The organism is Herbiconiux sp., assembly GCF_023264895.1.
Classification (GTDB): domain Bacteria; phylum Actinomycetota; class Actinomycetes; order Actinomycetales; family Microbacteriaceae; genus Herbiconiux.
In genome coordinates this window covers 1-23,951 of the sequence record NZ_JAHFUY010000025.1, presented here as the reverse complement: position 1 = coordinate 23,951, position 23,951 = coordinate 1, and the positions used below count along the sequence as shown (strand labels likewise).

The 23,951-nt window shown below is 68.4% G+C and carries 23 protein-coding genes, 1 tRNA gene and 2 pseudogenes; 12 read left to right on the top strand and 14 right to left on the bottom strand.

The features are described 5' to 3' along the window. Nucleotides 1-430 (top strand): annotated as a pseudogene (locus Q0D57_RS05450) (conjugal transfer protein TrbL); the annotation flags it as partial. 3 nt (nt 431-433) lie between these two features. Then, complete coding sequence (locus tag Q0D57_RS05445; protein ID WP_090587778.1) at nt 434-1,903, top strand: PrgI family protein; 1,470 nt, start codon at nt 434-436, stop codon at nt 1,901-1,903. Between the two features lie 881 nt (nt 1,904-2,784). Here Q0D57_RS05445 and Q0D57_RS05440 read toward each other — a convergent pair. Beyond that, on the bottom strand, nt 2,785-4,488 hold the full coding sequence (locus Q0D57_RS05440; RefSeq protein WP_175460190.1) for a hypothetical protein: 1,704 nt from the start codon (nt 4,486-4,488) through the stop codon (nt 2,785-2,787). Nucleotides 4,489-4,623: 135 nt separating this feature from the next. Here Q0D57_RS05440 and Q0D57_RS05435 point away from each other — a divergent pair, with 135 nt between their 5' ends. The 8 genes and pseudogenes from Q0D57_RS05435 to Q0D57_RS05400 form a co-directional block, all read left to right on the top strand. Continuing rightward, the gene (locus tag Q0D57_RS05435) at nt 4,624-5,454 is read left to right on the top strand and encodes a hypothetical protein (RefSeq protein ID WP_090587782.1); all 831 of its coding nucleotides are present in this window, start codon (nt 4,624-4,626) and stop codon (nt 5,452-5,454) included. Next, the gene (locus Q0D57_RS05430; protein WP_090587784.1) at nt 5,451-6,935 is read left to right on the top strand and encodes an ATP-binding protein; all 1,485 of its coding nucleotides are present in this window, start codon (nt 5,451-5,453) and stop codon (nt 6,933-6,935) included. Before Q0D57_RS05435 ends, Q0D57_RS05430 begins: the two co-directional genes overlap by 4 nt. Then, nucleotides 6,932-7,483 carry a hypothetical protein gene (locus tag Q0D57_RS05425; protein ID WP_090587786.1) on the top strand — a complete coding sequence of 184 codons (552 nt, stop codon included), beginning with the start codon at nt 6,932-6,934 and terminating at the stop codon, nt 7,481-7,483. The genes Q0D57_RS05430 and Q0D57_RS05425 overlap by 4 nt, the downstream gene beginning before the upstream one ends. Continuing rightward, nucleotides 7,480-9,255: a type IV secretory system conjugative DNA transfer family protein gene (locus Q0D57_RS05420; protein WP_090587788.1), complete on the top strand. Its 1,776-nt coding sequence runs from the start codon at nt 7,480-7,482 to the stop codon at nt 9,253-9,255. The genes Q0D57_RS05425 and Q0D57_RS05420 overlap by 4 nt, the downstream gene beginning before the upstream one ends. Nucleotides 9,256-9,334: 79 nt before the next feature. Continuing rightward, nucleotides 9,335-9,778 (top strand): single-stranded DNA-binding protein, encoded by a 444-nt coding sequence (locus Q0D57_RS05415; protein WP_090587789.1) that lies wholly within the window; start codon nt 9,335-9,337, stop codon nt 9,776-9,778. 16 nt (nt 9,779-9,794) lie between these two features. Continuing rightward, a complete protein-coding gene (locus tag Q0D57_RS05410; protein WP_175460191.1) occupies nt 9,795-10,394 on the top strand; it encodes a hypothetical protein in 600 nt (199 codons plus the stop codon). 4 nt (nt 10,395-10,398) lie between these two features. Then, entirely contained in the window at nt 10,399-10,626 is a 228-nt protein-coding gene (locus tag Q0D57_RS05405) for a hypothetical protein (RefSeq protein WP_090587791.1), read from the top strand. A gap of 180 nt (nt 10,627-10,806) precedes the next feature. Beyond that, nucleotides 10,807-11,847 (top strand): annotated as a pseudogene (locus Q0D57_RS05400) (recombinase family protein); the annotation flags it as partial. Here Q0D57_RS05400 and Q0D57_RS05395 read toward each other — a convergent pair. The 11 genes from Q0D57_RS05395 to rplU all read right to left on the bottom strand — a co-directional run bounded on the left by Q0D57_RS05395 (nt 11,764) and on the right by rplU (nt 19,393). Next, on the bottom strand, nt 11,764-12,330 hold the full coding sequence (locus tag Q0D57_RS05395; RefSeq protein WP_245702888.1) for a hypothetical protein: 567 nt from the start codon (nt 12,328-12,330) through the stop codon (nt 11,764-11,766). The pseudogene Q0D57_RS05400 and the gene Q0D57_RS05395 sit on opposite strands and share 84 nt — an antisense overlap. A 130-nt stretch (nt 12,331-12,460) precedes the next feature. Beyond that, nucleotides 12,461-12,533: transfer RNA gene (locus tag Q0D57_RS05390), tRNA-Ala, on the bottom strand. A gap of 55 nt (nt 12,534-12,588) precedes the next feature. Next, complete coding sequence (gene rsfS, locus Q0D57_RS05385) at nt 12,589-12,975, bottom strand: ribosome silencing factor (protein WP_291039488.1); 387 nt, start codon at nt 12,973-12,975, stop codon at nt 12,589-12,591. 40 nt (nt 12,976-13,015) lie between these two features. Beyond that, nucleotides 13,016-13,981, bottom strand: a complete 966-nt coding sequence (locus Q0D57_RS05380; protein ID WP_291039485.1) for a hypothetical protein — start codon at nt 13,979-13,981, stop codon at nt 13,016-13,018. Continuing rightward, nucleotides 13,978-14,607, bottom strand: coding sequence for a nicotinate-nucleotide adenylyltransferase (nadD, locus tag Q0D57_RS05375; protein WP_291039482.1), 630 nt, complete (start codon nt 14,605-14,607; stop codon nt 13,978-13,980). Before nadD ends, Q0D57_RS05380 begins: the two co-directional genes overlap by 4 nt. Before the next feature lie 9 nt (nt 14,608-14,616). Further along, nucleotides 14,617-14,838, bottom strand: a complete 222-nt coding sequence (locus Q0D57_RS05370; RefSeq protein WP_291039479.1) for a hypothetical protein — start codon at nt 14,836-14,838, stop codon at nt 14,617-14,619. A gap of 64 nt (nt 14,839-14,902) precedes the next feature. After that, nucleotides 14,903-16,171, bottom strand: a complete 1,269-nt coding sequence (locus Q0D57_RS05365; RefSeq protein WP_291039476.1) for a glutamate-5-semialdehyde dehydrogenase — start codon at nt 16,169-16,171, stop codon at nt 14,903-14,905. 158 nt (nt 16,172-16,329) lie between these two features. Beyond that, complete coding sequence (gene proB, locus Q0D57_RS05360; RefSeq protein WP_291039472.1) at nt 16,330-17,172, bottom strand: glutamate 5-kinase; 843 nt, start codon at nt 17,170-17,172, stop codon at nt 16,330-16,332. Then, nucleotides 17,169-18,677: a GTPase ObgE gene (gene obgE / locus Q0D57_RS05355; protein WP_291039469.1), complete on the bottom strand. Its 1,509-nt coding sequence runs from the start codon at nt 18,675-18,677 to the stop codon at nt 17,169-17,171. The genes proB and obgE overlap by 4 nt, the downstream gene beginning before the upstream one ends. 134 nt (nt 18,678-18,811) lie before the next feature. Beyond that, entirely contained in the window at nt 18,812-19,072 is a 261-nt protein-coding gene (rpmA, locus tag Q0D57_RS05350; protein ID WP_259528345.1) for a 50S ribosomal protein L27, read from the bottom strand. A 12-nt stretch (nt 19,073-19,084) separates the two neighbouring features. Beyond that, entirely contained in the window at nt 19,085-19,393 is a 309-nt protein-coding gene (rplU, locus tag Q0D57_RS05345) for a 50S ribosomal protein L21 (protein ID WP_259528348.1), read from the bottom strand. A 169-nt stretch (nt 19,394-19,562) separates the two neighbouring features. On the opposite strand from rplU, the gene Q0D57_RS05340 reads away from it, so the two are divergent. Continuing rightward, on the top strand, nt 19,563-19,838 hold the full coding sequence (locus Q0D57_RS05340) for a DUF4031 domain-containing protein (RefSeq protein WP_291039460.1): 276 nt from the start codon (nt 19,563-19,565) through the stop codon (nt 19,836-19,838). Nucleotides 19,839-19,845: 7 nt separating this feature from the next. On the opposite strand, the gene Q0D57_RS05335 is transcribed toward Q0D57_RS05340, so the two are convergent. Then, nucleotides 19,846-22,590, bottom strand: coding sequence for an Rne/Rng family ribonuclease (locus Q0D57_RS05335; RefSeq protein WP_291039456.1), 2,745 nt, complete (start codon nt 22,588-22,590; stop codon nt 19,846-19,848). A gap of 233 nt (nt 22,591-22,823) precedes the next feature. Between Q0D57_RS05335 and Q0D57_RS05330 the strand changes: the two genes are divergently transcribed. After that, nucleotides 22,824-23,429 carry a vitamin K epoxide reductase family protein gene (locus Q0D57_RS05330; RefSeq protein WP_291039453.1) on the top strand — a complete coding sequence of 202 codons (606 nt, stop codon included), beginning with the start codon at nt 22,824-22,826 and terminating at the stop codon, nt 23,427-23,429. A gap of 18 nt (nt 23,430-23,447) precedes the next feature. On the opposite strand, the gene ndk is transcribed toward Q0D57_RS05330, so the two are convergent. Continuing rightward, entirely contained in the window at nt 23,448-23,867 is a 420-nt protein-coding gene (ndk, locus tag Q0D57_RS05325; RefSeq protein ID WP_291039450.1) for a nucleoside-diphosphate kinase, read from the bottom strand. Between the last annotated feature and the right edge of the window lie 84 nt (nt 23,868-23,951).

Below are 23,951 nucleotides of genomic sequence, written 5' to 3'. Positions count from 1 at the left end.
ACAAGGCGGCGGCGACCCGAAGAAGGTGCTCGACGGAACCAACAGCGGCGGCGGGAACACGGGTGGAGGAAGCAGCGCACCAGCACCGCCGAAGGCCCCAGCGCCGGCACCCGCCGCGAGCGGCGGAGGGGCCGCCGGCAGTGGAGCCGCGGCAAGCGGAGGCAGTGCAGCCGCGGCCGGTCCCGTGGCAGCCGGGGTGGTGGTTGGGGCGAGCGTCGCCAAGGGTGCCGCAACCGCCGGCCCGAAGGCCGGAACCGCGCTGGGAGCCCAGGGCGAGCACGCCGCCGACGCAGCAGCGCAGACACCGCCACCGTCCGCCGTATCGCCTGCGGCACCGCCGTCGAGCCCGGCACCACGACCGCCGAGCAGCGACCCGTCACCGCCGTCGAAGCAGCCCCCGCCGCCCGCGCCACGCCCACCGAAGGAGTAGACGATGAGCAGCACGAACCACGACCGGCCCCCCGCGGGCGAACTCGTGCCGGTGAAGTTCTCCCGCCTCACTCGTCGCGGTGTCCTCCTCGGCCTGTCGCTGACCCAGCTCATCACGCTCGCCATCGGCGGAGCCACGCTCATCGGCGCGTTCTACGCCGGCGGCGGGATGCTGCTCGCCTACACCGCCCCCATCTGGGTACTCGCCGCGGCGTTGACCTGGATACCCATCGCAGGTCGGCCAATCGTGGAGTGGCTGCCCATCGCCTGCTGGTGGCTGTGGCGCACCACCGGCGGGCAACTGCTGTACCGACGCAGGATCGTCGTCCCGCGTCCCGTTGGAACCCTCGCACTGCCCGGCGACATGGCGCGACTGCGCGAGTACACCGACCCCGATACCGGAGCCGGGATGATCCACGACCCCCACGCCGCAACCCTGACCGTGGTGTGCGAGGTCACCCATCCCGCGTTCGTGCTCCTCGATCCAGGCGAGCAGGAACGCCGCGTCAGCTCCTGGGGCCGCGTGCTGGCAACCGTCTGCCGTTCCGGGCGAATCGCGACGCTGCAAGTCCTCGAACGCACCCTCCCAGACTCAGGCACCGGACTCGCCGAATGGTGGGCCACCCACGGCACGGCTGACGGATCATGGGCGGCCGACACCTACGCCGAACTCATCGACCGGGCCGGACCCGCCGGTGAACGCCACGCGACCACGCTCTCGCTGTCACTGGACATGAAGACCAGTGCCCGTCAGATCAGGACCGCGGGCGGCGGGATACGCGGTGCTGCCGCCGTGCTGCGGCAAGAGATGAACACGATCGTCGCCGCGCTCCGTTCCGCCGACCTCTCGCCCTCGGGATGGCTGACACCAGGGCAGATCGCGGTGATGCTGCGTTCCGCCTACGACCCGGCCATCGCTGCCACCCTGGAACGGCACGGCACGCTCGGCCAGTCCCTCGCGACCGCGGGGCCGGTTGCGGTCACCGAGACCTGGGGCAAGCTGCGCACCGACTCCGCCCACCATGCGGTGCTCTGGGTCAGCGAGTGGCCGCGGTCGCTGGTGTATCCGGGGTTCCTGTCGCCGGTGCTGCTGTCCACCGGCATCCAACGGTCGTTCTCGCTGATCTGCACCCCAATGCGATCCGATGCCGCCGCACGCGACATCCGCAAGAAGAAGGTCGAGCACATCTCCGACCAGGCCCAGCGCGCCAAGATCGGCCAGATCGAGGACGCCTCGCAGACCGCCGAGTACCACGACGTTCTCCAGCAAGAAGCCGACCTCACCGCCGGACACGGCATCCTCCGCTACACCGGCCTCATCGCCGTCTCAGCCCCAACCGTCGAAGAACTCGACGCCGCCGTCGCCGCCATCGAGCAGGCCGCGATCCAAGCGTCGTGTGAGACCCGGCTCCTCGTCGGCCAGCAAGCCGCCGCGTTCACCACCGCCGCGCTTCCGCTCTGCCGACGGGTGTAAGCCCTCCCGACACGGCGTGACCCGACCTTGTTCCGGCCGAGGATCAGGCTCGCGCGTCGATAAACCGAAGCATCGAAACAGGAACCGGCGCGTCTGGAGTTCGGGGCAGATCAACAACGGGAAGCGCCAGTGATACCTCTGCGAGGTCATCGACCCCGAGTTCTAGCCAGTCAGTGCAGTCGGCGTGCGGCAAAGCGCTCACCAACTGGCGATCCGCAAGCAGCAAGCTGAACGGAGGGAAGTGAATCACGGCAGAGATTGTCGGTGTGGTCGCGGCCGTCCATTCATCATCCCTTCCACCATCCCGCGATAGCTTTACGGCCAAGCCCTCGTGTGCTCCCTCAAGGACCGCCGCCGCCCCGTCAGGCGCGATCGCCGCCAAGAATCGGATGCCCTCGGGCGCTGGGGCTGCGACTCCATGCCGCACGGCCCAGACCAGGTCAGGGTGTGAATCGATGAGCTTCGGAGTCAGCGCTGTCATGCCTGCGAGCGCGGAGCGGATGAATCGACCCGGGCGAACCTCGCTGAGCTTTCCTTCAATGTGAGTCCGCTCGCCCTTCCACTGGGAGTGGAGCAGGTTGCCCGCGAAGGTGTAGGCCCACCGAATGTACTCGTCATCCCAAGGGGATGTGGCCGCCCGGCAGGTTTCGCAATGCGCGTACAGGCTGGCGCCACCGAGGCGTGGCCGCCCGTGGGCAAGTCGGCTGCCTGCTGTCGTGCCACCCCAAGAGAAGCTCCCATTGTTGAATGCAGCTCTCGGTGGCACGTGTGCCTTGGTGAGTCTTGCCAGGGCCCCGCACAGCGCGCACTTGCCGCTCTTTGCCCGCCCACCCGTCGGCCGGAAGCCTTCCTGCTCACTCATGCCTACACTCGCGCAATCTCTAGGACTCGATGGCGGAGTCTGCTGTGGCAAGTCCTTCAATCGCTGTCGCGGCCGAAACTGCGTGGGGCGTTCTTTCGGAAAGAGCCGCCGCCAGGCTGTCGATGTCCTCGTGCTCCGCGGAGTCGGGGAACATCCAATGCAGATCGCGCTCCTCTGTGGCCACGTCGATAGTGGGTCGGACGCCCGCTCCGCGGTGCGAGCGACCGCGTACATTCCGCACGTCATCCAAGGAGTAGATCGGGCCGAGTTCGCCTCGTTTTAGGAGTTTCCCTGGGTTGGCGGTAACGATCCGTCGGTCAGTCACCGCTACGAACGTGCTCGACGCGAACTTCTCAACGATGGCACTGGCTCTTCCTGGCGCGAGCGCGTCCCAAGTCGCATCAACCCTTCTGGCGAGAATGGCCGGCACGACTCCAGCGAAGTTGTGAGTTCCCATTTCGTATGGGAAGGCCACGCTGCGAAGCGTCTCGCCATCCTCAAGGAACCACCGAAGGATATGCAGATACGGATCGAGTTCAAGCCCTTCGGGTGCGCATACCGCCGCTGGTACTGCTGGCATCTCGACTGCTGGCTGGAGCATGTTGGCCAAAGGGTCGATCGCTTCGAGGAGCTGCCTGCAAGTGAGTTGAGAAGCCTTTGCGTCCTTTCGCTTCTTCGTGAGAGGCACGGTAGCGCGGCCGGGAAGTTCGGCGATGATCCGCAACTCACGCACGAGTGACTCGGTCAGCGATCGGATTTCGGCTAGCGACTCGTCGATCTCGACGGGAGTGTTACGGGCGATCCGGTCGAAGAGCTGCGCTTCGCTCTCGTCGTTGGTGCTTCGTGTTCTGGCGAGGGCAGCCCGGACAGCCTGGTACTCCGCGTGGGTCTTGAGCGAGCTAAGAAGCGCGTACGTATCGAAGACGATCGCTTCGGCGTTGGATTCGAGGTATTGGCGGCGAGCACGACCGTCGAGCTTCCCGAGTTCCTGGACATGGCCTGCCACGTTCTTGCGGTATAACTTCAACTGCTTGCGGATGTTGGGGCCGCTGGGAGCAATGGGCTCCCAGACAGAGTCCGTGATGGCGTCGAGTTCGCGGGTCTCCTTGACTGCCTCATCTACGGACTCCGCCAGCCCTTCAAGCTCTGCCCATTGCTCGTTCCGGATGGCCTTGAGCGTCTGCGTCGTGAGCTGAATGTTGGAGCGGACGAGGCCCGAAATCTCACCGAGCTGCATCTGGAGCGCGATCATGGCGACAGCCGGGCCGATGGCTGCGATCGCCGTGGCGGCCGTCATCGACGCGGGGATGAAGCGTGCCTGCGCGACCAGTTCACCGTTCTTGAAGATCGCTCCGAGCTTCGCGCCGTCCTTCGCGGCCATCTGACCACCGCTCTTCAACAGAGACAGCGTCGCATCGTTGACGCGGAAGAGGCCTTGCGCGCTCGACACAGCCTCCGCGACGTTCCCGACGATCGTGCCTGCGTTGCCGAAGGAACCGAGAGCGGTGGAGAGCTGAGCGCGGTCGAAGGACGGCACCATGTCAAGGCTGATGAGTTCAAGACCGTCGGGGACTTCGCCGAATACGACTGCGACGCCTGGCGTCACCTCGACGAGGGTCGTGAACGCTGCGAGTTCAAGTGCGTCGGACCTGATCTGACCATCTTCCGAGGTCTGCCTGCCAACGGCATCGTCGCTACCGGATTCGTCGCGCGGGTCGTCCATGTGGGCTCTCCTTCTCGCCGGTGACTGCCTCGTGCCTCCCTCCGACGCCTCCATCAAGTATGTCAGCCACCTCCGACAGCGCCTGGGGTCATCGCAGCACACCTCCCCATCACACGACTCGCGAGGAGGCCGACCATGCCCACGTTCTTCGATTCGACTGCCGATGCCGCTGAGGCATCCGAGGCGCTGCGAGGCTTGGCCCACGCGAGCCGGGGTTTCGATCAGCCCGCCGAGATGTATGGGGTGATCGGTGATCTGTCCTCGGGGATGCGCTCGCTGCGGCAGGTCCTCGACCAGATCGCCGACGTTCATGAGCGCAAGGCCGCGCACGCCTTCAACGACGCTGGCAACCACGAAGCAGGAGCGCGAGACGCGCTTGCTGCTGCGCAAGAGCTACACCAGGCCGCGAATCTCGTCGACCGGGCCTACGACCGGCTCGCGGAAGGGTTCATCGCCGCCGGGCGGATCGCCTGGCACCCCGAGCCGACTGTCGAGGAGGCCGCGCCGTCGCGGTGGGTCAGCGTGGTCTTCCTCCAAGGCGAGGAGGCCGACCGGCCGTTGCGCATCCTCGGCAAGCTGGGACATGTCGATGCGGTGGACTACCTCGCACAGCGGGACTATGGCGACGAAACCACACAGGCCGCGCTGGAGAACGGGTACGTCTACGACGAGCCCGGCGAGGGCACCAACGACCAGGTGGCGATCTCCGGCGACTACGCGCTGGTCGTCAACCCGCACATCGGGTACGTCTCCCTGCTGCGCCGCTACACCGAACCCGACACCGAGGCACAGGAAGCGGCACAGACCGGGCCACCCCCGATGCGGGACGGCCCGGAGCTGCTGGTGTCCTACTCATCGCCGGACGCTCCGAAGCGGACCGACCTTCCGGCCCCGAAGTCGGATGGGTCGTGGTTCGAGCCGGCGAAGATCGCTGCGGTGAAGCAGGCCCGGGGGCTGGGGCTGTGACCCAGGATCGGGAACGGCTGCACACCGCCGTTCTGGTGGCACCGTCGAAGGAACGGCGGAAGCTCCGCAAGCAGCGCCGCCGCGCAGAGGCCCGGCTCCACGCCGAGCAGCGCAAGGCCGCACTCGCCGCAGCCAGGGTCAAGGCCGAGCAGGAGCGGGCTGAGCGGCGCGCCACGATCTACCTCCCGAAGGCCGGCGAGACAGGTGCCGCGCGGTTGCGGACGCCAGGTCGGTTCCATCTGACGCGCCATCAGGACACCTCGGCGACCTTGGCGGGTGCGTATCCGTTCGTCGCCGAGGGTGGCCTCGGTGCCGATGGTGTGTTCGTGGGGCAGGACCTGTACTCGGGCGGGAGCTTCGTCTACGACCCGTGGGTGCTGTACGCGCGCGGCATCATCACCGCACCGAACGTGGTGCTGGCCGGGATCGTCGGCTCTGGGAAGTCGAGCCTCGCCAAGTCCCTCTACACGCGGTCGTTGCCGTTCGGTCGGCGCGTGTACGTTCCCGGCGATCCGAAGGGCGAGCACACCGCGGTCGCCAACGCCGTCGGCGGACGCGCGATCGTGCTCGGCCACGGACTCAACACCCGCCTGAACCCGCTCGACGAGGGCCACCGACCCGACGGGCTGTCGGATGAGCAGTGGACCAACACGGTCGCGGCGCGGCGTCGTGACCTGATCGGTGCGCTCGCCGAGACCGTGCTCGCCCGCGGGCTATCGCCGTTGGAGCACACCGCGATCGACATCGCCCTGACCCAGACCGTGCGTGAGAACGATGTGCCGATCCTGCCGATGGTCGTCGAACGCATCCTTGCCCCCAGCGCGGATGCCGACGGTCGGCTGGTCGAGGACGGCCGTCTGGTCGGTCACGCGCTGCGCCGTCTCGTGGCCGGTGACCTGGCGGGACTGTTCGACGGGCCGTCCACGGTCAAGTTCGATCCGTCGTTGCCAATGATCTCCCTCGACCTGTCACGGGTCACGGAGAACTCGACGCTCATCTCGGTGTTGATGACGTGCTCGTCGGCGTGGATGGAGTCCGCGCTGCTCGACCCGAACGGTGGGCAGCGGTGGGTGATCTACGACGAAGCCTGGCGGCTCATGTCCCACCCGGCGCTGCTGCGGCGGATGGACGCACACTGGCGACTCGCCAGGCACTACGGGATCGCGAACATGCTGATCTTCCACAAGCTCACCGACCTCGACAACGTAGGCGACCAAGGCTCAGCCATGCGATCACTGGCAAACTCACTGCTCGCGAACGCCGAGACGCGGATCGTGTACCGGCAGGAGTCCGACCAGCTCGGCCCGACCGCGACCGCGCTCGGCCTGACCGGCACCGAGCAGCAGCTCTTGCCGAACCTCGGCGTCGGCCAAGGCCTGTGGCGGATCAAGGCCAGGAGCTTCGTCACGCAGCATCAGCTGCACCCGGCCGAGCTCGCCTTGTTCGACACCAGCAGCCGCGCGGCGGGAGGCCACCGATGAACCTCACCAGCCCACGCCGATCCACCCCGAACGACGACGAGAACCCTGCTCAGGTTGAACTGCCGCACGTCCTCGTCACCGTCGCCACCGACGGAACCCTCACCGCAACCATCGACGGAACACCATTCCCCGCACCCGGCGAGACCGCGTGGACGCGGACGACTTTCGGGCCGCTCATGGATGCCATCACCAAGGACCGAACCGTCGCGGTCCGGGTGGAGGTGCGCGAGTGCGACGGGAGCGTCTTCACCGACATCATCCGCCCCCGCGCACCCCGACGCGCCGTGGCGTTGCCGGAGAAGCCGGTGCCGGAGACGCGGCGGAGTCGTCACGCACGCCGGGAGCCGCGCTTGATGGAGGTCACCGCCGACGGGTTCGTCCCCGGTGAGGATGTCGCCGCCGCTGTGATCGTCTCCCACACCGACGCCACCGGAACCGGCGACGCCCGCGCGCTCATCGACCTAGACACCCTCCCCGACACCGCTGGGCAGGAAGTCATCCTGCTCGGGCGCATCTCGGGCACGTTCGCAGTGCGGCGGCTGACATGAACCAGCGACAAACAGGGGGCATGGGCGACGAACTCACCAACGCCGCCCTCATCGGGCTGATTGGCATGTTCGGCATCGCGCTCGTGCTGCGCGCAGCCGGCAGCATCACCGCGTTCCTCACCGGCCTGCCACAGCCGGACGCCGGCCCGGCCGCGGGCCTCGGAGTGCTGTTCAACCCCGCCGACCCCGCGACCGCACTCGGTGCCGACGGGCTCAACCCGATCCTCTACTGGCTCATCAGCACGGTCATGCTCGGCGGGCTCGCCGCCGGGACCGTCTGGGTCTGGATCATGCTGCGCCACCACACCAGGAAGACTGAGACCGACCCACACCGCCTCGCCGGGACCGCCACCAGCCAGGAAGTGAAGACGGCCGCATCGGCGAAGGCACTGCTGCACCGCGCTGACACCTTGCGGCCGTCGCTGGAATCCCCAACACCGGAGGATGTCGGCTACCTCCTCGGAGCCAGTCGCGGCACGAAGGTATGGGCATCGGTCGAGGACTCGATCCTGCTGATCGGCCCGCCCCGCTCCGGCAAAGGCCTCCATGTCGTCATCAACGCGATCCTCGACGCACCCGGCGCGGTCGTCACCACCAGCACCCGGCCCGACAACCTCACCGCCACCCTCCGCGCCCGCCGCCGTCGCGGCGGCCCGGTCGCGGTGTTCGACCCGCAACGCCTGGCCGAGGGCATCCCTGCCGGGCTGCGCTGGTCACCGGTACGCGGCTGCCACGACCCACTGACCGCGATGATCCGCGCCAACGGCCTCGCCGCCGCTACCGGCCTCTCCGCTGGTGGGGTGGAGTCCGGAGGCTTCTGGGAGGGCAAGACCCGCACCGCGCTTCAGAGCTTGCTGCACGCCGCAGCCCTCGACGGCAGACCACCCGCCGAACTGTTTAGATGGACCCTCGACCCCTCGGCTGCCTCCGAAGCGGTCGCGATCCTCAACTCCCACCCGAACGCGGCGATGGGCTGGGACGACTCCCTGGCCGCGATGATCGACGCCGACCCCAAGACCCGCGACAGCATCTGGCAAGGCGTCTCCCTCGCCCTCGCCGCGCTTGCCGACCCTCGCGTGCTCGACGCGGTGTCACCTGAGCCGGACGAGCAGTTCGACCCCGAGACCTTCCTCACCGAGCACGGCACCCTCTATCTGCTCGCCACCGGGGCAGGTGCGGGTGCCTCCGCGTCGCTGGTTGCGGCGTTCGTCGAAGACCTCATCGAGACAGCGCGCAGGCTCGCCGCCCGCTCGCCCGGAGCCAGGCTTGATCCGCCGCTGCTGCTCGCGCTCGACGAGATCGGGAACCTCGCGCCATTGCCGTCGCTCCCGACGCTCATGGCCGAAGGTGGCGGCACCGGGATTACCACCATGCCCGTGTTGCAGTCTCTTGCCCAGGCCCGCGACCGGTGGAGCGAGCACCAGGCCGGCGCGATCTGGGACGCCAGCATCGTCAAGATCATCCTCGGCGGCGCCTCCAACAGCCGCGACCTCCAAGACCTTTCCACCCTCATCGGCGAACGCGACGAGTACACCGACTCGGTGACTCTCGGGGACGGCGGTACCCGCTCCAACCAACGCTCCATCCGCCGCGTGCCGATCCTGCCGCCAGACCGCATCCGCACGCTGCCGTTCGGCACCGGCATCACCATGCTCCGCTCCGCACCACCCATCGTCACCGACCTACGCGCCTGGCCCTCCCGGCAGGATGCCGCGCAGCTCCGCAGCGATCGCGCGGAGCTCGAAGCTCTCCTGCGCAGCCCCGCATCCTGACGACTCTGGGTGCCGGGGCGTACCTGCCTGACACAGCGACCACGTGCAGCTGGTCGCCCGAGTTCAGGAGGACGCCATCATGGCCATTCATACCCAGGAGTCACTGTCAGGCTTCATCGCCTCGGAGCCGTTGCTCACCGAGACGGCCAAGGGCGACGCGAGGTTCTTCGCCCGCATTGGCAAGGAGCACTTCCGCCGCGAGGAAGACGGCTCGTTCACCCAGACCGAGACGACCTACCACCACCTGGTGATGTTCGGACGGTCGGCCGAGCATGCACACGCGAACTTCGCCCAGGGCGACAACTTCGTGGCCGAGGGCTACACGCGCCCGGTCAACTACGAGCGCAATGGCCAGGCGATCGAGGGCGAAGAGTTCATCGCCAAGAAGATCGGCCACGACGCCGCGCGAACCCGCTACGAGGTAGACCGCACCCCGCGCAACTCGGCCGGACGAGACGCAGCCGCCTACGAGCCGCCCCAGCGAACGAACGCTGTGGCACAGGCCGCGCCGGTCAGCATGTGAGTTCGGGAGCCAGACCATGACGAACGATCAGAACCAAGAACCCGCAGCACCCGATGTCCCCGTCGGACCGTCCGAGGTGGATGAGCCTGACGTGTTCGACGGGCCGCCCCGCGTCACCAACGCCGACATGCCCGAGCCGCCACACCCGGTGAACTGGAACCTGCTCACCGCTCACGAGCTGGAGCAGGAATGGCTCGCGCTGAACCGGTGGGTGGACTGGCTGCGCCGCACCTACGGACTTCAGGTCTCGGTGATTCCGCCGTTCTGGCATCACCATCCGGAGATGGTCTGGGAGCTGTCGGCGTTGCACCTGCACTGGCTGGCTGCCTACGACCCCGAGCAGAACGCGTCCGCACCCCTCGGTTGGCATCGCGACTTCGCAGACGCGCGAGAACGCCTCCGCTACTGGGTCACCGCCTGCAGTACGCGCGGGGACCGCGACCGTCCCACCCGGCAGGCCGCCTGGCCCGGCGAAGAGCCCGCCCCCGCGATCCAGGAGGTGAAGTTCGACGACAGGGACGAAGAGTTCGTGGACTTCGTGATCACCCAGGTCCGCAAGCGGCAGGAAGCCGAAGACGAGTTCTACGCCAGTCTCGCCGACGACGAGGGTCCGTAGACCGATGAGCCGCTATGCCAAGAAGACCGACCGTCGCCCCTACGAGGAGCGGTCGTTCTCCGTCCGGGCCGTGCATCGCGACCGCGCCGACCTGCACAAGCTCGCCGAAGTTCTCATCCGGCTGACGTTGCAGGAGACAGGCGAGAGCCGAGCCGCCCGCGAAGCGGCCCGGGTGCCCGACACCTACCGGGCGGCCCCCGATGACCTGGCCACCTCAGAGGCCGCCCGGTAGAATGAACCTCGCAAGCCTCGCAACGCGGGGCGTTGTGGCCCAAACCTCGTCATCTGGCGGGCAACACGCACCGAGACCATCGGGTCTCGCCCTACAGCCTTCACCGGCTGCTCTCACGATCAACGCCCCTCCCACCGCAGTGGGAGCGCGAGGGTCGAACCGCGTGAGAGTGAGCCACCGATGACCACCATTGCCGACGATCCGGCAGCCAGCCTCATCGACCCGCCCCGGACCGCTGCCGTCGCAGTGTCGTACCTGCGGGTCTCAACCCGTGAGCAGGCAGAGAAGGGCGGCACCGACGAAGGCTTCTCGATCCCCGCCCAACGCGAAGCGACCAGGCGCAAGGCCGAACAGCTCGGCGCCGGCATCGTCGAGGAGTTCGTTGACGCGGGAGCCTCAGCCAAGTCCTCCGACCGGCCCGAGCTCATGCGGATGATCCAGTACGTCAAGGCCAACAAGGTCGCGTACTGCATCGTTCACAAGGTCGACCGGCTCGCCAGGAACCGAGCCGACGATGTGAGCATCCACCTCGCACTCCAACAGTGCGGGGTCATGCTCGTATCCGCGTCGGAGAACATCGACGAGACGCCCTCCGGGATGCTGCTGCACGGCATCATGTCCACGATCGCCGAGTTCTACTCCCGCAACCTCGCCACCGAAGTCACCAAGGGCATGACGCAGAAAGCCATCGGCGGCGGTACAAACGGACGAGCGCCCATCGGGTATCTGAACGTCCGCAAGCGCGACGAGATGGGCCGCGAGCTTCGCACCATCGAACTCGACCCCGAGCGCGCGCCCATGATCGAGTGGGCCTTCAAGGCATACGCCTCCGGGAACTGGAGCGTCAGCCAGCTCCACGACGAACTCACCTCGCGCGGACTGCGCAGCCTGCCCACGCCGAAGAGGCCGGCGAAGCCCTTGGCCGTGTCCACCATCCATCGCCTCCTGACCAACCCGTACTACAAGGGCGATGTCATCTACCGAGGCACCCGCTACAAGGGCAACCACCCGGCTCTCGTGCCTGCCGAGGTCTGGTACCAGGTCCAGTCCGTGCTCACCGCGCACCAGTGCGCCGTCGAGGCAACCCAAGTCCACGGCCACTACCTCAAAGGCACCATCCACTGCGGCCAATGCGGATCACGGCTCATCGTCTCCAACGCGAAGAACCGCCACGGCAACGTCTACTGCTACTTCGTGTGCTCCGGGCGGCACTCCAAGCGCACCGACTGCACGCGCCAGGCGATGCTCATCGAGGACGTCGAGAAACTCGTCGAGGACTACTACACGCGCGTCCAGATCACGCCGGCCCAGCAAGACGCACTCGCGGGGATGCTCCACCACGAGTTCGACCGGCTCATGGCCGCCGAAACCGAGGAACTGGAACGCCTCACCACCAACCGCAACCGGCTCGAAAGCGAGCAAGACCGCCTCATGCAAGCGCACTACGCCGACGCGATACCGCTCTCCGTACTCAAGCGCGAGCAAGACCGCATCGTCGCCGAACTCGACCAGGTAACCCGCCGTATCGACACCCACTTCGGCGACTACGCCGACGCTCGCGCCCACCTCGATGACGCGCTCGGCCTGCTCGCCAACTGCGCTGACATCTACGCCCGCTGCGACGACACCAACCGGCGGCTGTGCAACCAGGCGTTCTTCACGAAGGTCTTCATCGACGAGGACAACGAGCTGCGCGTCGAGCACAACCGGCCCTTCGAAATGCTCCTCGATCCGCAGGTCAACGCCAACGCTCTGACCTGGGCCGCAGACATGAACAAGGCCCGAACCTCTGCCAACGTTTCCATTGGCAAGGGTTCGAGCCTTGTGCGTGCGGTGGACCCGAGGGGATTCGAACCCCTGACCCCCTGCATGCCATGCAGGTGCGCTACCAACTGCGCCACGGGCCCGGATGCTGAGTGACTCAGCCTGGGCGTTCTTTCCGCTCTCGCGGAAACAACTTGTCTAGGTTACTACATCTTCGGAGTGGTTCTGAACACCCGTGAGCGGAACCACCGGGCAGTCCTTCCACAGGCGCTCGAGCGAGTAGTAGGTGCGGTCCTCCTCGTGGAAGACGTGCACGACGAGGTCGCCGAAGTCGAGCAGCACCCAGCGACCCTCGGCGAGGCCCTCACGGCGGATGACCTTCGTTCCGGCCTCGGCGAGCCGGTCGAGGATCTCCTCGGCGATGGCCGTGACGTTGCGCTCGTTGCGGCCCGAGGCCAGCAGGAACACGTCGGTGAGGGGCAGCGGGCCCGACACGTCGAGCGCCACGAGGTTCTCGGCCTGCTTGGAGTCGGCCGCGACGGCGGCCAGCTGTGCGATCTCGATCGAATGGGGTGTGGCGCTCACAGAAGCTTTCTTGACAAGGAGAGGAGACCGTCGACGGGGATCAGAAGACCCGGAAGACGAAGACGGCGAGGAGGAGGCTGACGACGCCCACCGCGAGCACGCCCGCGGTGACGGCGAGCACGACCGGGGCGTTCGCCCGCGCGCGCTTGGGCGGGGCGATTAGCGAGGTCGAGGACGTGTTCGTGCTGATGGCGCGGCTCGCGGCCACGGGAGCGACGTCGGAGCCCTGGGTCTCGGACTCGGAGCGCTCGAGCAGCGCGTCGAGGTCGGTGGCCTCGAGGCCCGAGGCGGGGGCGCCGATGGTGCCGAAGCTCGCGGGCAGGTCGATCGAGCCCGTGATGATGACCTCGCCCGTCTCGTCGAGCGCCGTTCCGACGTCGTTCGAGCCGGGGACGTTCGGAAGCACGAGGGCGCTCGTGGTGGAGATGGAGTTCGTGGCCGCGTTGTTGCGGAGCGAGATCAGGTCGTCGAACGACGACGGCAGCTGATCGCTTGAGGCCTTGGCGCGCTCGGCGGGGCTCTGGAACAGCGGAGCGAGCGTGGGGGCGTTGGCCTCGCGCTCCTCGGCCTCCACGTGGGCGGCGGCCTCGGCGGTGGGGTCGACGGTGGCGGCGATCGGGACGTCGATCACCATCTCCTCGACGACGGTCTCGCGCTCACCGGTGAGCGGCACGATCTCGATCACGGGCTGCACGCGGGTGGCGTCGTCGACGGAGTCGAGCTCGTCGTCGGTGACGACCTCGGGCACGATGGTGTCCTCGGCCACGTCGTCGGAGTCATCGACCACGGACTCGGTGGCGGGCTCGGCGACGACAGGCTCTGCGATGACAGGCGCGGCGCCGGCGGCGGGCTCGGCGGGCGCCGGCTCAGCGGCCTCGGCCTTGCGGGCCGCCTCTGCCTCGTCGGCGGCCTTGGCGTCGGCGTCGCGCTCCTTGCGCGGCTTCTGACGCTCCATCTCGCGCAGCTGACGACGCGTCAGCGGCTGCTCTCCCTGGGACGAACTCATTCAACACTCCGATATAGATGGTGCTTGGTGATGTACTGAACGACACCGTCGGGTACCAAGTACCACACCGGAAAACCCCGGCCGACCCGGCCGCGACAGTCAGTGGACGATATCGCTAGCGCAGGAACTTCCAGATAGCTTACGTCCTGGCGCGGCAAAGACGAAATGGCGAAGGTGTGACCTGGCCGGGAGACCGCCACGAAGTGGGCGAGATCCCACAGCTCGTCGACGTCCTTCCAGCTCAGGATCTGCGCGATCGCGTCGGCTCCCGAGATGAAGAAGAGGTCGGCATCCGGATGCGCGGCGGCGATGTCGCGCAGGGTGTCGATCGTGTAGGTGACGCCCCCGCGGTCGATGTCGACCCGGCTCACGGTGAAGCGGGGGTTCGACGCGGTGGCGACGACGGTCATCAGATAGCGGTGCTCGGCGGGGGTGACCGGCTGCTTGTGCCAGGGCCGGCCGGTGGGCACGAAGACGACCTCGTCGAGGTCGAAGGAGGTCGCGACCTCGCTGGCTGCCACGAGGTGACCGTGGTGGATGGGGTCGAAGGTGCCGCCCATCACGCCGATTCGCCGCCGGGTCCGCGCCTCTCCGGGCGTGCCCGTCGTGGGCGGATCGATGGTCATCCGGTCGGACTAGTGATCCGCGCCGGTGCGGTCGGCGTGGCCGTGCACGTCGTGGGTGGCGGCGTACTTCGCCGACTTCTGCGGGTGCCGGTTCGCGACGTCGCGGTAGCTCCAGGTGACGAAGCCGAGGGCGGCGAAGATGATGGCCGCGATGAGTCCGAAGATGATCGGGTCGAACGGGAGGCTCGCCGGCTCGTCGACGGCCGCGAGGACACTCACCAGAACTGACATTGCTTCTCCCAGGATGACGTCGGTCGGAACGGACTCTCCTACGATACCGCTAACCGGAGCCCGGCTACGCCCGGTGCTGTCCCGATCCGCGCACGAGCCACTTGGTGCTCGTGAGCTCGGGCAGCCCCATCGGGCCCCTGGCGTGCAGTTTCTGGGTGGAGATGCCCACCTCGGCGCCGAAGCCGAACTCCCCACCGTCGGTGAACCGCGTCGACGCGTTGACCATCACCACGGCGGAGTCGACCTCGTTGAGGAAGCGCTCGGCGTTGCCCAGGTCGTTCGTGATGATCGACTCGGTGTGGTGCGTCGAGTAGCGGCGGATGTGCTCCATCGCCTCGTCGAGGTCGCGCACGATGCGCACCGCGAGGTCGAGGCTCATGTACTCGGTCTCCCAGTCCTCCTCGGTGGCGGGCACGGCATCCGGGAACAGGCTGCGAGTGGCCTCGTCGGCGTGCAGCACCACGCCGGCCTCGCGAAGGCGCTCGAGCACGGCGGGCAGCACGCGGGGCGCAGCGGTCTCGTGCACGAGCAGGGTCTCAAGGGCGTTGCACACGCTCGGCCGTTGCACCTTGGCGTTGTGCACGATGTCGACGGCCCAGTCGATGCGCGCCGACTCGTCGAGGAAGACGTGCACCACGCCGGCACCCGTCTCGATCACGGGGACCTTCGACTCGGTCACGACGGTCTCGATCAGCTGGGCACTGCCGCGCGGGATGAGCACGTCGACCGCTCCCCTGGCCTGCATGAGCCGCTTGGCGCCGTCGCGGCCGAACTCGTCGATGGTCTGCACGGCACCGGCCGGGAGCCCGACGCTCGTCAGTGCCTCCTGGATGAGCGCCACGAGCACGCGGTTGGTGTTCTCGGCGGCCGATCCGCCGCGAAGCACCACCGCGTTGCCGCTCTTGAGCGCGAGCGCGGCGATGTCGACGGTCACGTTGGGCCGGGCCTCGTAGATGGCGCCCACGACACCGAAGGGCACCCGCACCTGATCGATGCGCACGCCGTTCGGGAGGTTCCGGCCCTGCACCGCCTCGCCCACCGGATCCGTGAGCGCGATGATCTCGCGGACGGCCGAGGCGAGGGACGCGAGCCGGGCGGCGTCGAGGCGGAGCCTGTCCTGCAGCGCCTCGGACAGGCCGTTCTCGCGGCCGTTCGCGAGGTCGAGGTCGTTCGCCGGGACGACCTCGCCCGCACCCGTCTCGATGGCGGAGGCGATGGCCTCGAGCGCGCGGTTCTTCAGGTCGGTGGTGACGGTCGCGAGCACGATCGACGCCTCGCGGGCACCCTCGAGCTTCTCGTCGAACGACAGGGGCGCCACGGCGGTCTCAAGCATGCGAGAAGTCTACCCGCGGCCCCCCGACCCCGTCGGCCCGGCGGCCCCTCCGCGACTTGACAGAAGTCGGGCCTAAAGGCGCCGACTTGGCACATCTTGTGTCAAGTGGGCACTCTTACGCACAGGAAGTGTCAAGTGGCGGCGAGGGTGGGGCCGGGTCAGTCGGCGGTGGGGACCGCGATGGCGCCCGTGGGGAGGCGCTCGGTGGGGACCGGCGAGGGCTCGAAGAAGGTGCCGACGGGGGCTCCCGCGAGGGCCTCGGCCACGAGCGACGTGGAGGTGACGAGCACCGCGGTGCCGGACGCCGCCGCGAGACGGGCGGCCGAGACCTTGGTGGCCGCTCCCCCTGTGCCCACGCCGGCCGCACCGGCGGAGCCGAAGGTGACTCCCGCGAGGTCGTCGCCGAGCGGAACATCCGTGATCTTCACGGCGCCGGGCTCTTGCGGCGGGCGCGTGTAGAGCGCATCGACGTCCGACAGCAGCACGAGAGCGTCAGCCCCCACGAGCTGCGAGACGAGGGCGGCGAGCCGGTCGTTGTCGCCGAAGCGGATCTCGTGCGTCGCCACGGTGTCGTTCTCGTTGACGATGGGCAGGATGCGGAGGCCGAGCAGCCGGTCCATCGCGCGCTGGGCGTTGGAGCGGTGCGTGGGGTTCTCGAGGTCGCCCGCCGTGAGCAGCACCTGGCCGGCCACGATCCCGTAGCGGTCGAGGCTGTTCTGGTAGCGGAAGATCAGCACGTTCTGGCCCACGGCGGCCGCAGCCTGCTGGGTGGCGAGGTCGTGCGGGCGCGCCTCGAGCTGCAGGAACGGGATGCCCGTGGCGATGGCGCCGGAGGAGACGAGGATGATTTCGGTGCCCACCGCGTGAGCGGTCGCGAGCGCATCGACGAGGGGTGCGATCTGGTGGGCGTTGTCACCGCTGATCGACGAGGAGCCGACTTTCACGACCACACGCCGCGCGCGGGGGATGCCCTCGCGCGCGAGCACGGCCGTGCGGGTCACGACTCGTCCTCGGCGTTCCAGAGCCCCGCTTCCTTCTCGCGGACCAGCTCGGCACGGGCCTCGGACTTCGCGTCCATGAGCTCGTAGTACTCCTCGCGGCGCTGGTTGCTCGTGCGCCGACGCGGGCCGTCCAGACGCGCGTCGGTGCCACGCGGCGCGGTGATGAGCTCGGCGGTGGAGGTGAGGGTGGGCTCCCAGTCGAAGACGATGCCGTTGCCGGCGCCGATGACCACGGCCGATCCGGAGACGGCACCCGCCTTGAAAAGCTTCTCCTCGACGCCGAGCTTCGCGAGCCGGTCGGCGAGGAAGCCGACGGCCTCGTCGTTGGTGAAGTCGGTCTGCTGCACCCAGCGCTCGGGCTTCTGCCCGATGATGCGGTAGAGGTTGCCGTGCGTGCCGCCCTCGACCCTGATGACGAAGCCGGCCTCGTCGACCGCGCGGGGGCGGATGACGATTCGCGCCGGGGCGGGCGCCTCGGCGGCGACCTTGCGGGCATCCTCGACCAGCTGGGCGAGCGCGAAGGAGAGCTGACGGAGTCCCTCGTGGCTCGCGGTCGAGATCTCGAACACGCGGTAGCCGCGCGCCTCGAGCTCGGGCTTCACGAAGTCGGCGAGCTCGCGCGCCTCCGGCACGTCGATCTTGTTGAGCGCGATGAGCTGCGGCCGGTCGAGCAGAGGGGTCTGCCCCTCGGGCACCGGGTAGGCGCCCAGTTCGCCCAGGATGACGTCGAGGTCGCTGATGGGGTCGCGGCCGGGCTCGAGGGTGGCGCAGTCGAGCACGTGCAGCAGCGCGCTGCAGCGCTCCACGTGGCGGAGGAACTCGAGGCCGAGCCCCTTGCCCTCGCTCGCGCCCTCGATGAGGCCGGGGACGTCGGCGATCGTGTAGCGGGTGCTGCCGATCTCGACCACGCCGAGGTTCGGGTGCAGAGTCGTGAAGGGGTAGTCGGCGATCTTCGGCTTCGCCGCCGACATCGCCGCCACGAGGCTGGACTTGCCGGCCGAGGGGTAGCCCACGAGCGCGACATCCGCCACCGTCTTGAGCTCGAGCAGCACGTCGCCGGTCCAGCCCTCGGTGCCCAGCAGCGCGAAGCCGGGGGCCTTGCGCTTGGTGGTCGAGAGCGCGGCGTTGCCGAGCCCGCCCTGGCCGCCCTCGGCAACGACGAAGCGCATGCCGGGCTCGACCATGTCGATGAGCTCGTTGCCCTCGGTGTCTTTGATGACCGTGCCGACGGGCACGTTCAGCACGAGCTCCTCGCCGTTGGCGCCGGCGCGGTGGTCGCCCATGCCGGGCCCGCCGTTCTGCGACGACTGGTGCGGGTGGCGGTGGAAGCCGAGGAGCGTCGTGGTGGCGGCATCGCTCACGAGCACGATGTCGCCACCGTGACCGCCGTTGCCGCCGTCGGGGCCCGCGAGGGGCTTGAACTTCTCCCGGCGCACCGACACGCAGCCGTTGCCGCCGTTCCCTGCGCGCAGATGGAGGGTCACGTGGTCGACGAAAGTCACCATTGCGGTTGCCTCACGATCTGTGTCGACGCCGGTCGAGCGGCGCTGCTTCGGGGAGAAGCGGTGCTACGGGGAAAAGACGAAGCAGGGGCGGGCGAAGAACGCCGGCCCCTGCTCCTGTGCGGTGGTGCGCGAGATTACTCGGCAGCCGCCGCGACGATGTTGACGACCTTGCGGCCGCCCTTGGCGCCGAACTCGACCGAGCCCGCTGCCAGAGCGAACAGGGTGTCGTCGCCGCCACGGCCGACGTTCACGCCGGGGTGGAAGTGGGTGCCGCGCTGACGGACGATGATCTCGCCCGCGCCGACGACCTGGCCACCGAAGCGCTTCACGCCGAGGCGCTGCGCGTTGGAGTCACGACCGTTGCGAGTGGAGCTCGCGCCCTTTTTGTGTGCCATTAGCCCTGATCCTTACTTGATTCCGGTGACCTTGACACGGGTGAGCTCCTGGCGGTGGCCCTGGCGCTTCTTGTACCCGGTCTTGTTCTTGAACTTCTGGATGACGATCTTCGGGCCGCGGAGGTCTTCGAGGACCTCTGCCGTCACCGTGATCTTCGCCAGCGACGGGGCGTCGGAGGTGATCTTCTCACCGTCAACGAGCAGCACTGCCGCCAGCTCGATGTTGCCGTTCTTGTCGGCCTTGATCCGGTCGAGGGTGACGATGGTGCCGACCTCAACCTTTTCCTGCCGACCACCGGCGCGCACAACTGCGTAAACCAATTTACGTACCTAACTCTTTTAGGGGCCCTCAAAAGCGCAATCTGCAACGCTTGGAAGTCTTGGCAATCGCGAGAGAGGAACTCTACGCACGCCAGCGACCAAGCTTACTCGACGCGGGGATCCCGGTCAAACCGACTTCGGCGGCCCGACCCGGTGCCATACTCGCTCCGTGACCGTGTTGATCGACGTGCCCATGTGGCCAGCCCACGGTACCACCTGGGGCCACCTCGTGAGCGACGACTCGCTGGCCGAGCTGCACGCCTTCGCCGAGCGCGTGGGACTGCCGCCGCGGAGCTTCGATCTCGACCACTACGACGTGCCGGTGGACCGCTACGACGAGCTCGTCGCCGCGGGCGCGCTGCCGGTGAGCTATCGGGATCTGGTGGTGCGCCTTCGCCGGAGCGGCCTCCGCGTGCGTGCGAAGGACCGCCCCGGCAAGGGCTGACAGGCGCTCAGGCGCCGGGTGAGGAGTCCACCGGGGCCGAAGCGGGGGCCGAGGCGGGCGCGGAGACGGCCGCCGTGCTCACGCGGCGGCTGCGGGTGCGACCCTGGCCTGGCTGCTTGGGCTCGGGCAGCGCGTCGAGCACCGAGTCGAGCAGCTGGCTCGCCTCGGGCGGGGTCACGCGGGGAGCCCTGGCCGTCTTGGCGACGGGGATGTCGAGGATGGCTGTCGTGGGGGCGGCAGGCTGCTCGCCCTCGTCGCTCCGGGAGTGACGCGACTTGCGACGGCGGGAGGAGGCCGACGAGGCCTTCTCGGCATCCGGGACCGCCGTGCCGACGGGCTCGGCTGCCGGAGCCGGCTCGGAGGCGGCAGCGGGCTCGGCCGCCGCGGTCGGCGCGGCGCTCGGCTCGACGACGACGTCGACCGCGTGCTCGACGGTCTTGTCGGCGATCTTCTCGGCGGGAACCGGTGCCTCGCCGGCAGCGCCTGACGCGGCCGCGATGGTCGAGGCGGCGATCTGCGCGAGCGCGTTCTTCGCGTCGTCGGTGATGGCGTGCGGTGCCACGGATCCGTGCGAGGAGCCGTTGGACGACCCGCCGTTGCCACCGTTGCCGTTGCCGCCGTTGCCCGAACCGCCGCGGCCACGACGGCCGCCGTTCGAGTTCTGGCCGTTGCCGCCGTTGGAACCGCCGTTCGACGACGAGGGTGCGCCGGACGATCGGTGCTTCACCACCGGATCGTGGTGGACGATGATGCCGCGCCCCGCGCAGGTCTCGCACGGCTCGCTGAATGACTCGAGGAGCCCGAGTCCGAGCTTCTTGCGCGTCATCTGCACGAGGCCGAGCGAAGTGACCTCGGCCACCTGATGCTTCGTGCGATCGCGGCTCAGGCACTCGACCAGGCGCCGCAGCACGAGGTCGCGGTTGGTCTCGAGCACCATGTCGATGAAGTCGACCACGATGATGCCGCCGATGTCGCGGAGCCGGAGCTGACGCACGATCTCCTCGGCCGCCTCGAGGTTGTTCATGGTGACGGTCTCTTCGAGGTTGCCGCCGGAGCCCACGAACTTGCCGGTGTTGACGTCGACGACGGTCATGGCCTCGGTGCGGTCGATCACGAGCGAGCCGCCGGAGGGCAGCCAGACCTTGCGGTCGAGCGCCTTCTCGATCTGCTCCGAGATGCGGTACTCGTCGAACGCGTCGCGCTCGCCCTCGTACTTCTCGACGCGGTCGAGGAGGTCGGGCGCCACGGCGGCGAGGTAGTTCTCGATCGTCGCCTGCGCGTCGTCGCCGGAGATGACGAGGCGGTGGAAGTCCTCGTTGAAGACGTCGCGGACGATCTTGATCAGGAGGTCGGGCTCCGAGTGCAGCAGGTGCGGGCCCTGCTGCTTCTTGACCTGCTCGGAGATGTGCGCCCACTGCGAGGTGAGGCGGTTGACGTCGAGGGTCAGCTGCTCCTCGGTGGCGCCCTCCGAGGCGGTGCGGACGATGACGCCCACGTTCTCGGGGAGGACCTCCTTGAGGATGCGCTTGAGACGCGCCCGCTCCGTGTCCGGGAGCTTGCGGGAGATGCCGTTCATCGAGCCGTTGGGCACGTAGACGAGGTAGCGGCCGGGCAGGCTGACCTGGCTGGTGAGCCGGGCGCCCTTGTGACCCACCGGATCCTTCGTGACCTGCACGAGCACGGTGTCGCCCGACTTCAGCGCGAGCTCGATGCGGCGCGGCTGCGAGCCGCCCTTGCCGTCGGTGTTGCCGGCGGCCGCGGCCTCCCAGTCGACCTCGCCGGAGTAGAGCACGGCGTTCCGGCCGCGCCCGATGTCGACGAAGGCGGCCTCCATGCTCGGCAGCACGTTCTGCACGCGGCCGAGGTAGACGTTGCCGATGAGCGAGGCATCCTGTGCCTTGGCCACGTAGTGCTCGACCAGCACGCCGTCTTCGAGCACGCCGATCTGGATCTTGTCGTTCTTGGCACGCACGACCATGACGCGGTCGACGGCCTCGCGGCGGGCGAGGAACTCGGCCTCGGTGACCACGGGGCGGCGGCGGCCGGCGTCGCGGCCGTCACGACGGCGCTGCTTCTTGGCCTCGAGACGGGTGGAGCCCTTGATGCGCTGCGGCTCGGTGATGAGCTCGGGCTCGCGCGGGGTGCGCACCTTGACCACGGTGTTGGCGGGGTCGTTCTCTCCCCCGCGGCCCTCTTCGCCCGTGCGACGACGCGAGCGGCGACGCACGGTCGACTCGGGGCCCTGCTGGTCGTCGCGACCGTCGTCGTCGCGCGGACCGCGGGCACCGCGGTCACGGCTCGGACGCTCGTCGCGCGGCGGCAGCGGCGGCAGGTCGGGGAGGTCGGGCGCCTGGAAGAACAGCGACGTGGTGCTGAGGGCACGCGCGGCCGGCTTCTCGTCGGCGACCGGATCGGCGGCGGGCGCCTGGAACGCGGGGGTGAACGGCGCGAGGCCGGGCTCGTCGTCGTGCCCGCCTGCCGTCAGCACCGCATCCGGGGTCTCGGCGACGTTCTCGGCGACGCCCTCCGCGGCGCCGTCAGCGGCGCGGGGCGCCTCGGGCTCGGCCGGATTCTCGGCTGCGGGGCCCTGTGAAGCGGTGCCGGGAGCAGCCTCGGGAGCGGCGTCGAACGGAGCCGACTGCTGCGGCTCGCTCTTCTTCACGCTCCGGCGACCGCCGAACAGCCGCTTGCGCCGTGCTCCGCCCTCTCCGTTGCTGCCACCGTTGTCATTGTCTGAAATTCTCTCCACCATCTCTGGTGCACTCCTTGCCAGCCGGTGGCTCTCGCCTTCCGGCAGGTACTCTCGCGAGCGGGGCCCCGCTCATGCGGAGCGCCTCGCTGGTTCTCGATTCGCGAGCGCGGTTCGCGCTCTACCCGTATTCGGGAAGTCATCTAGGCGGCCCCCACGTCGATCGTGGAAACCTTCCCCCGATTATCGCACGCATTCCCAGATTGCTCGCTTAGGGCCCGTGCAATAATCCGAACGTGCCATCCGTTGAACGCCGTCCGATCGGTCTCGCCCTGCTTCTCATCGTGGCCGGGATCGCGGGCTGGTACGCGGCGTTCGACCTGACGCTGGAGAAGATCCAGACGCTCATCAACCCGGACTACGTGCCCACCTGCAACATCTCGCCGCTCGTGACCTGCGGGCCCAACATGGCCAGCTGGCAGGGCTCGATCTTCGGCTTCCCCAACCCCGTGATCGGGGTGGCGGCCTTCGTGGCGCCGATCGTGGTGGGGGTCGCGATCCTCGCCGGTGCGCGCTTCGCGAAGTGGTTCTGGGTGCTCTTCAACCTCGGCTTCGTGGCCGGGATCGCTTTCGTGGCATGGCTGATGGTGCAGAGCATCTTCGTGCTCGGCACGCTCTGCCCCTACTGCATGGTGGTGTGGGCGGTCGTGATCCCGATGTTCTGGTACGTCACGGCCTTCAACCTCAAGGAAGGGCACTTCGGCAACGGCCGGGGCAGCCGCGAGATCGCGGCGCTGCTCTACCCGTGGGTCTGGGTGCTCGTGCTGCTGAGCTACCTCGTGATCGTGGTGATGGCGCAGCTGAGGCTGGACGCCATCACCTCGATCTTCTCGACGCTCTAGAGCCGCTCTAGAGCCGCTCTAGAACCAGAGGGCGAGCTCGCGCGCGGCCGACTCGGGAGAGTCGCTGCCGTGCACGAGGTTCTGCTGCACGGCGAGGCCCCAGTCGCGGCCGAGGTCGCCGCGGATGGTGCCGGGGGCCGCCGTGGTGGGGTCGGTCGTGCCGGCGAGCGAGCGGAAGCCCTCGATCACGCGGTTGCCGGCGACGCGGATGGCGACGATCGGGCCGGACTCCATGAACTCCACGAGCGGCTCGTAGAAGGGCTTGCCGAGGTGCTCCTCGTAGTGCGCGGCGAGCAGCTCACGGTCGGGCTCGATCATCTTGAGGTCGACGAGCTGGTAGCCCTTGGCCTCGATGCGGCGCAGGATCTCGCCGGTCAGGTTGCGGGCGACGCCGTCCGGCTTGACGAGGACGAGGGTTTCTTCGACGTACGTGGTCACGTTGGTCCTTCCAGGTTGACTGACGGCATTCACCCTAGCGGGCGCGGCCGACTACTCCGATTCGGCGTGCGCCCTACTCCGCTT

Excerpts from the sequence above, each read along its gene's own strand:
- Q0D57_RS05445 (WP_090587778.1), top strand. The coding sequence starts at position 434 with ATGAGCAGCACGAACCACGACCGGCCCCCCGCGGGCGAACTCGTGCCG.
- Q0D57_RS05440 (WP_175460190.1), bottom strand. The coding sequence starts at position 4,488 with ATGGACGACCCGCGCGACGAATCCGGTAGCGACGATGCCGTTGGCAGG.
- Q0D57_RS05435 (WP_090587782.1), top strand. The coding sequence starts at position 4,624 with ATGCCCACGTTCTTCGATTCGACTGCCGATGCCGCTGAGGCATCCGAG.
- Q0D57_RS05425 (WP_090587786.1), top strand. The coding sequence starts at position 6,932 with ATGAACCTCACCAGCCCACGCCGATCCACCCCGAACGACGACGAGAAC.
- Q0D57_RS05420 (WP_090587788.1), top strand. The coding sequence starts at position 7,480 with ATGAACCAGCGACAAACAGGGGGCATGGGCGACGAACTCACCAACGCC.
- Q0D57_RS05415 (WP_090587789.1), top strand. The coding sequence starts at position 9,335 with ATGGCCATTCATACCCAGGAGTCACTGTCAGGCTTCATCGCCTCGGAG.
- Q0D57_RS05410 (WP_175460191.1), top strand. The coding sequence starts at position 9,795 with ATGACGAACGATCAGAACCAAGAACCCGCAGCACCCGATGTCCCCGTC.
- Q0D57_RS05405 (WP_090587791.1), top strand. The coding sequence starts at position 10,399 with ATGAGCCGCTATGCCAAGAAGACCGACCGTCGCCCCTACGAGGAGCGG.
- Q0D57_RS05380 (WP_291039485.1), bottom strand. The coding sequence starts at position 13,981 with ATGAGTTCGTCCCAGGGAGAGCAGCCGCTGACGCGTCGTCAGCTGCGC.
- nadD (WP_291039482.1), bottom strand. The coding sequence starts at position 14,607 with ATGACCATCGATCCGCCCACGACGGGCACGCCCGGAGAGGCGCGGACC.
- Q0D57_RS05370 (WP_291039479.1), bottom strand. The coding sequence starts at position 14,838 with ATGTCAGTTCTGGTGAGTGTCCTCGCGGCCGTCGACGAGCCGGCGAGC.
- Q0D57_RS05365 (WP_291039476.1), bottom strand. The coding sequence starts at position 16,171 with ATGCTTGAGACCGCCGTGGCGCCCCTGTCGTTCGACGAGAAGCTCGAG.
- obgE (WP_291039469.1), bottom strand. The coding sequence starts at position 18,677 with ATGGTGACTTTCGTCGACCACGTGACCCTCCATCTGCGCGCAGGGAAC.
- rpmA (WP_259528345.1), bottom strand. The coding sequence starts at position 19,072 with ATGGCACACAAAAAGGGCGCGAGCTCCACTCGCAACGGTCGTGACTCC.
- Q0D57_RS05335 (WP_291039456.1), bottom strand. The coding sequence starts at position 22,590 with ATGGTGGAGAGAATTTCAGACAATGACAACGGTGGCAGCAACGGAGAG.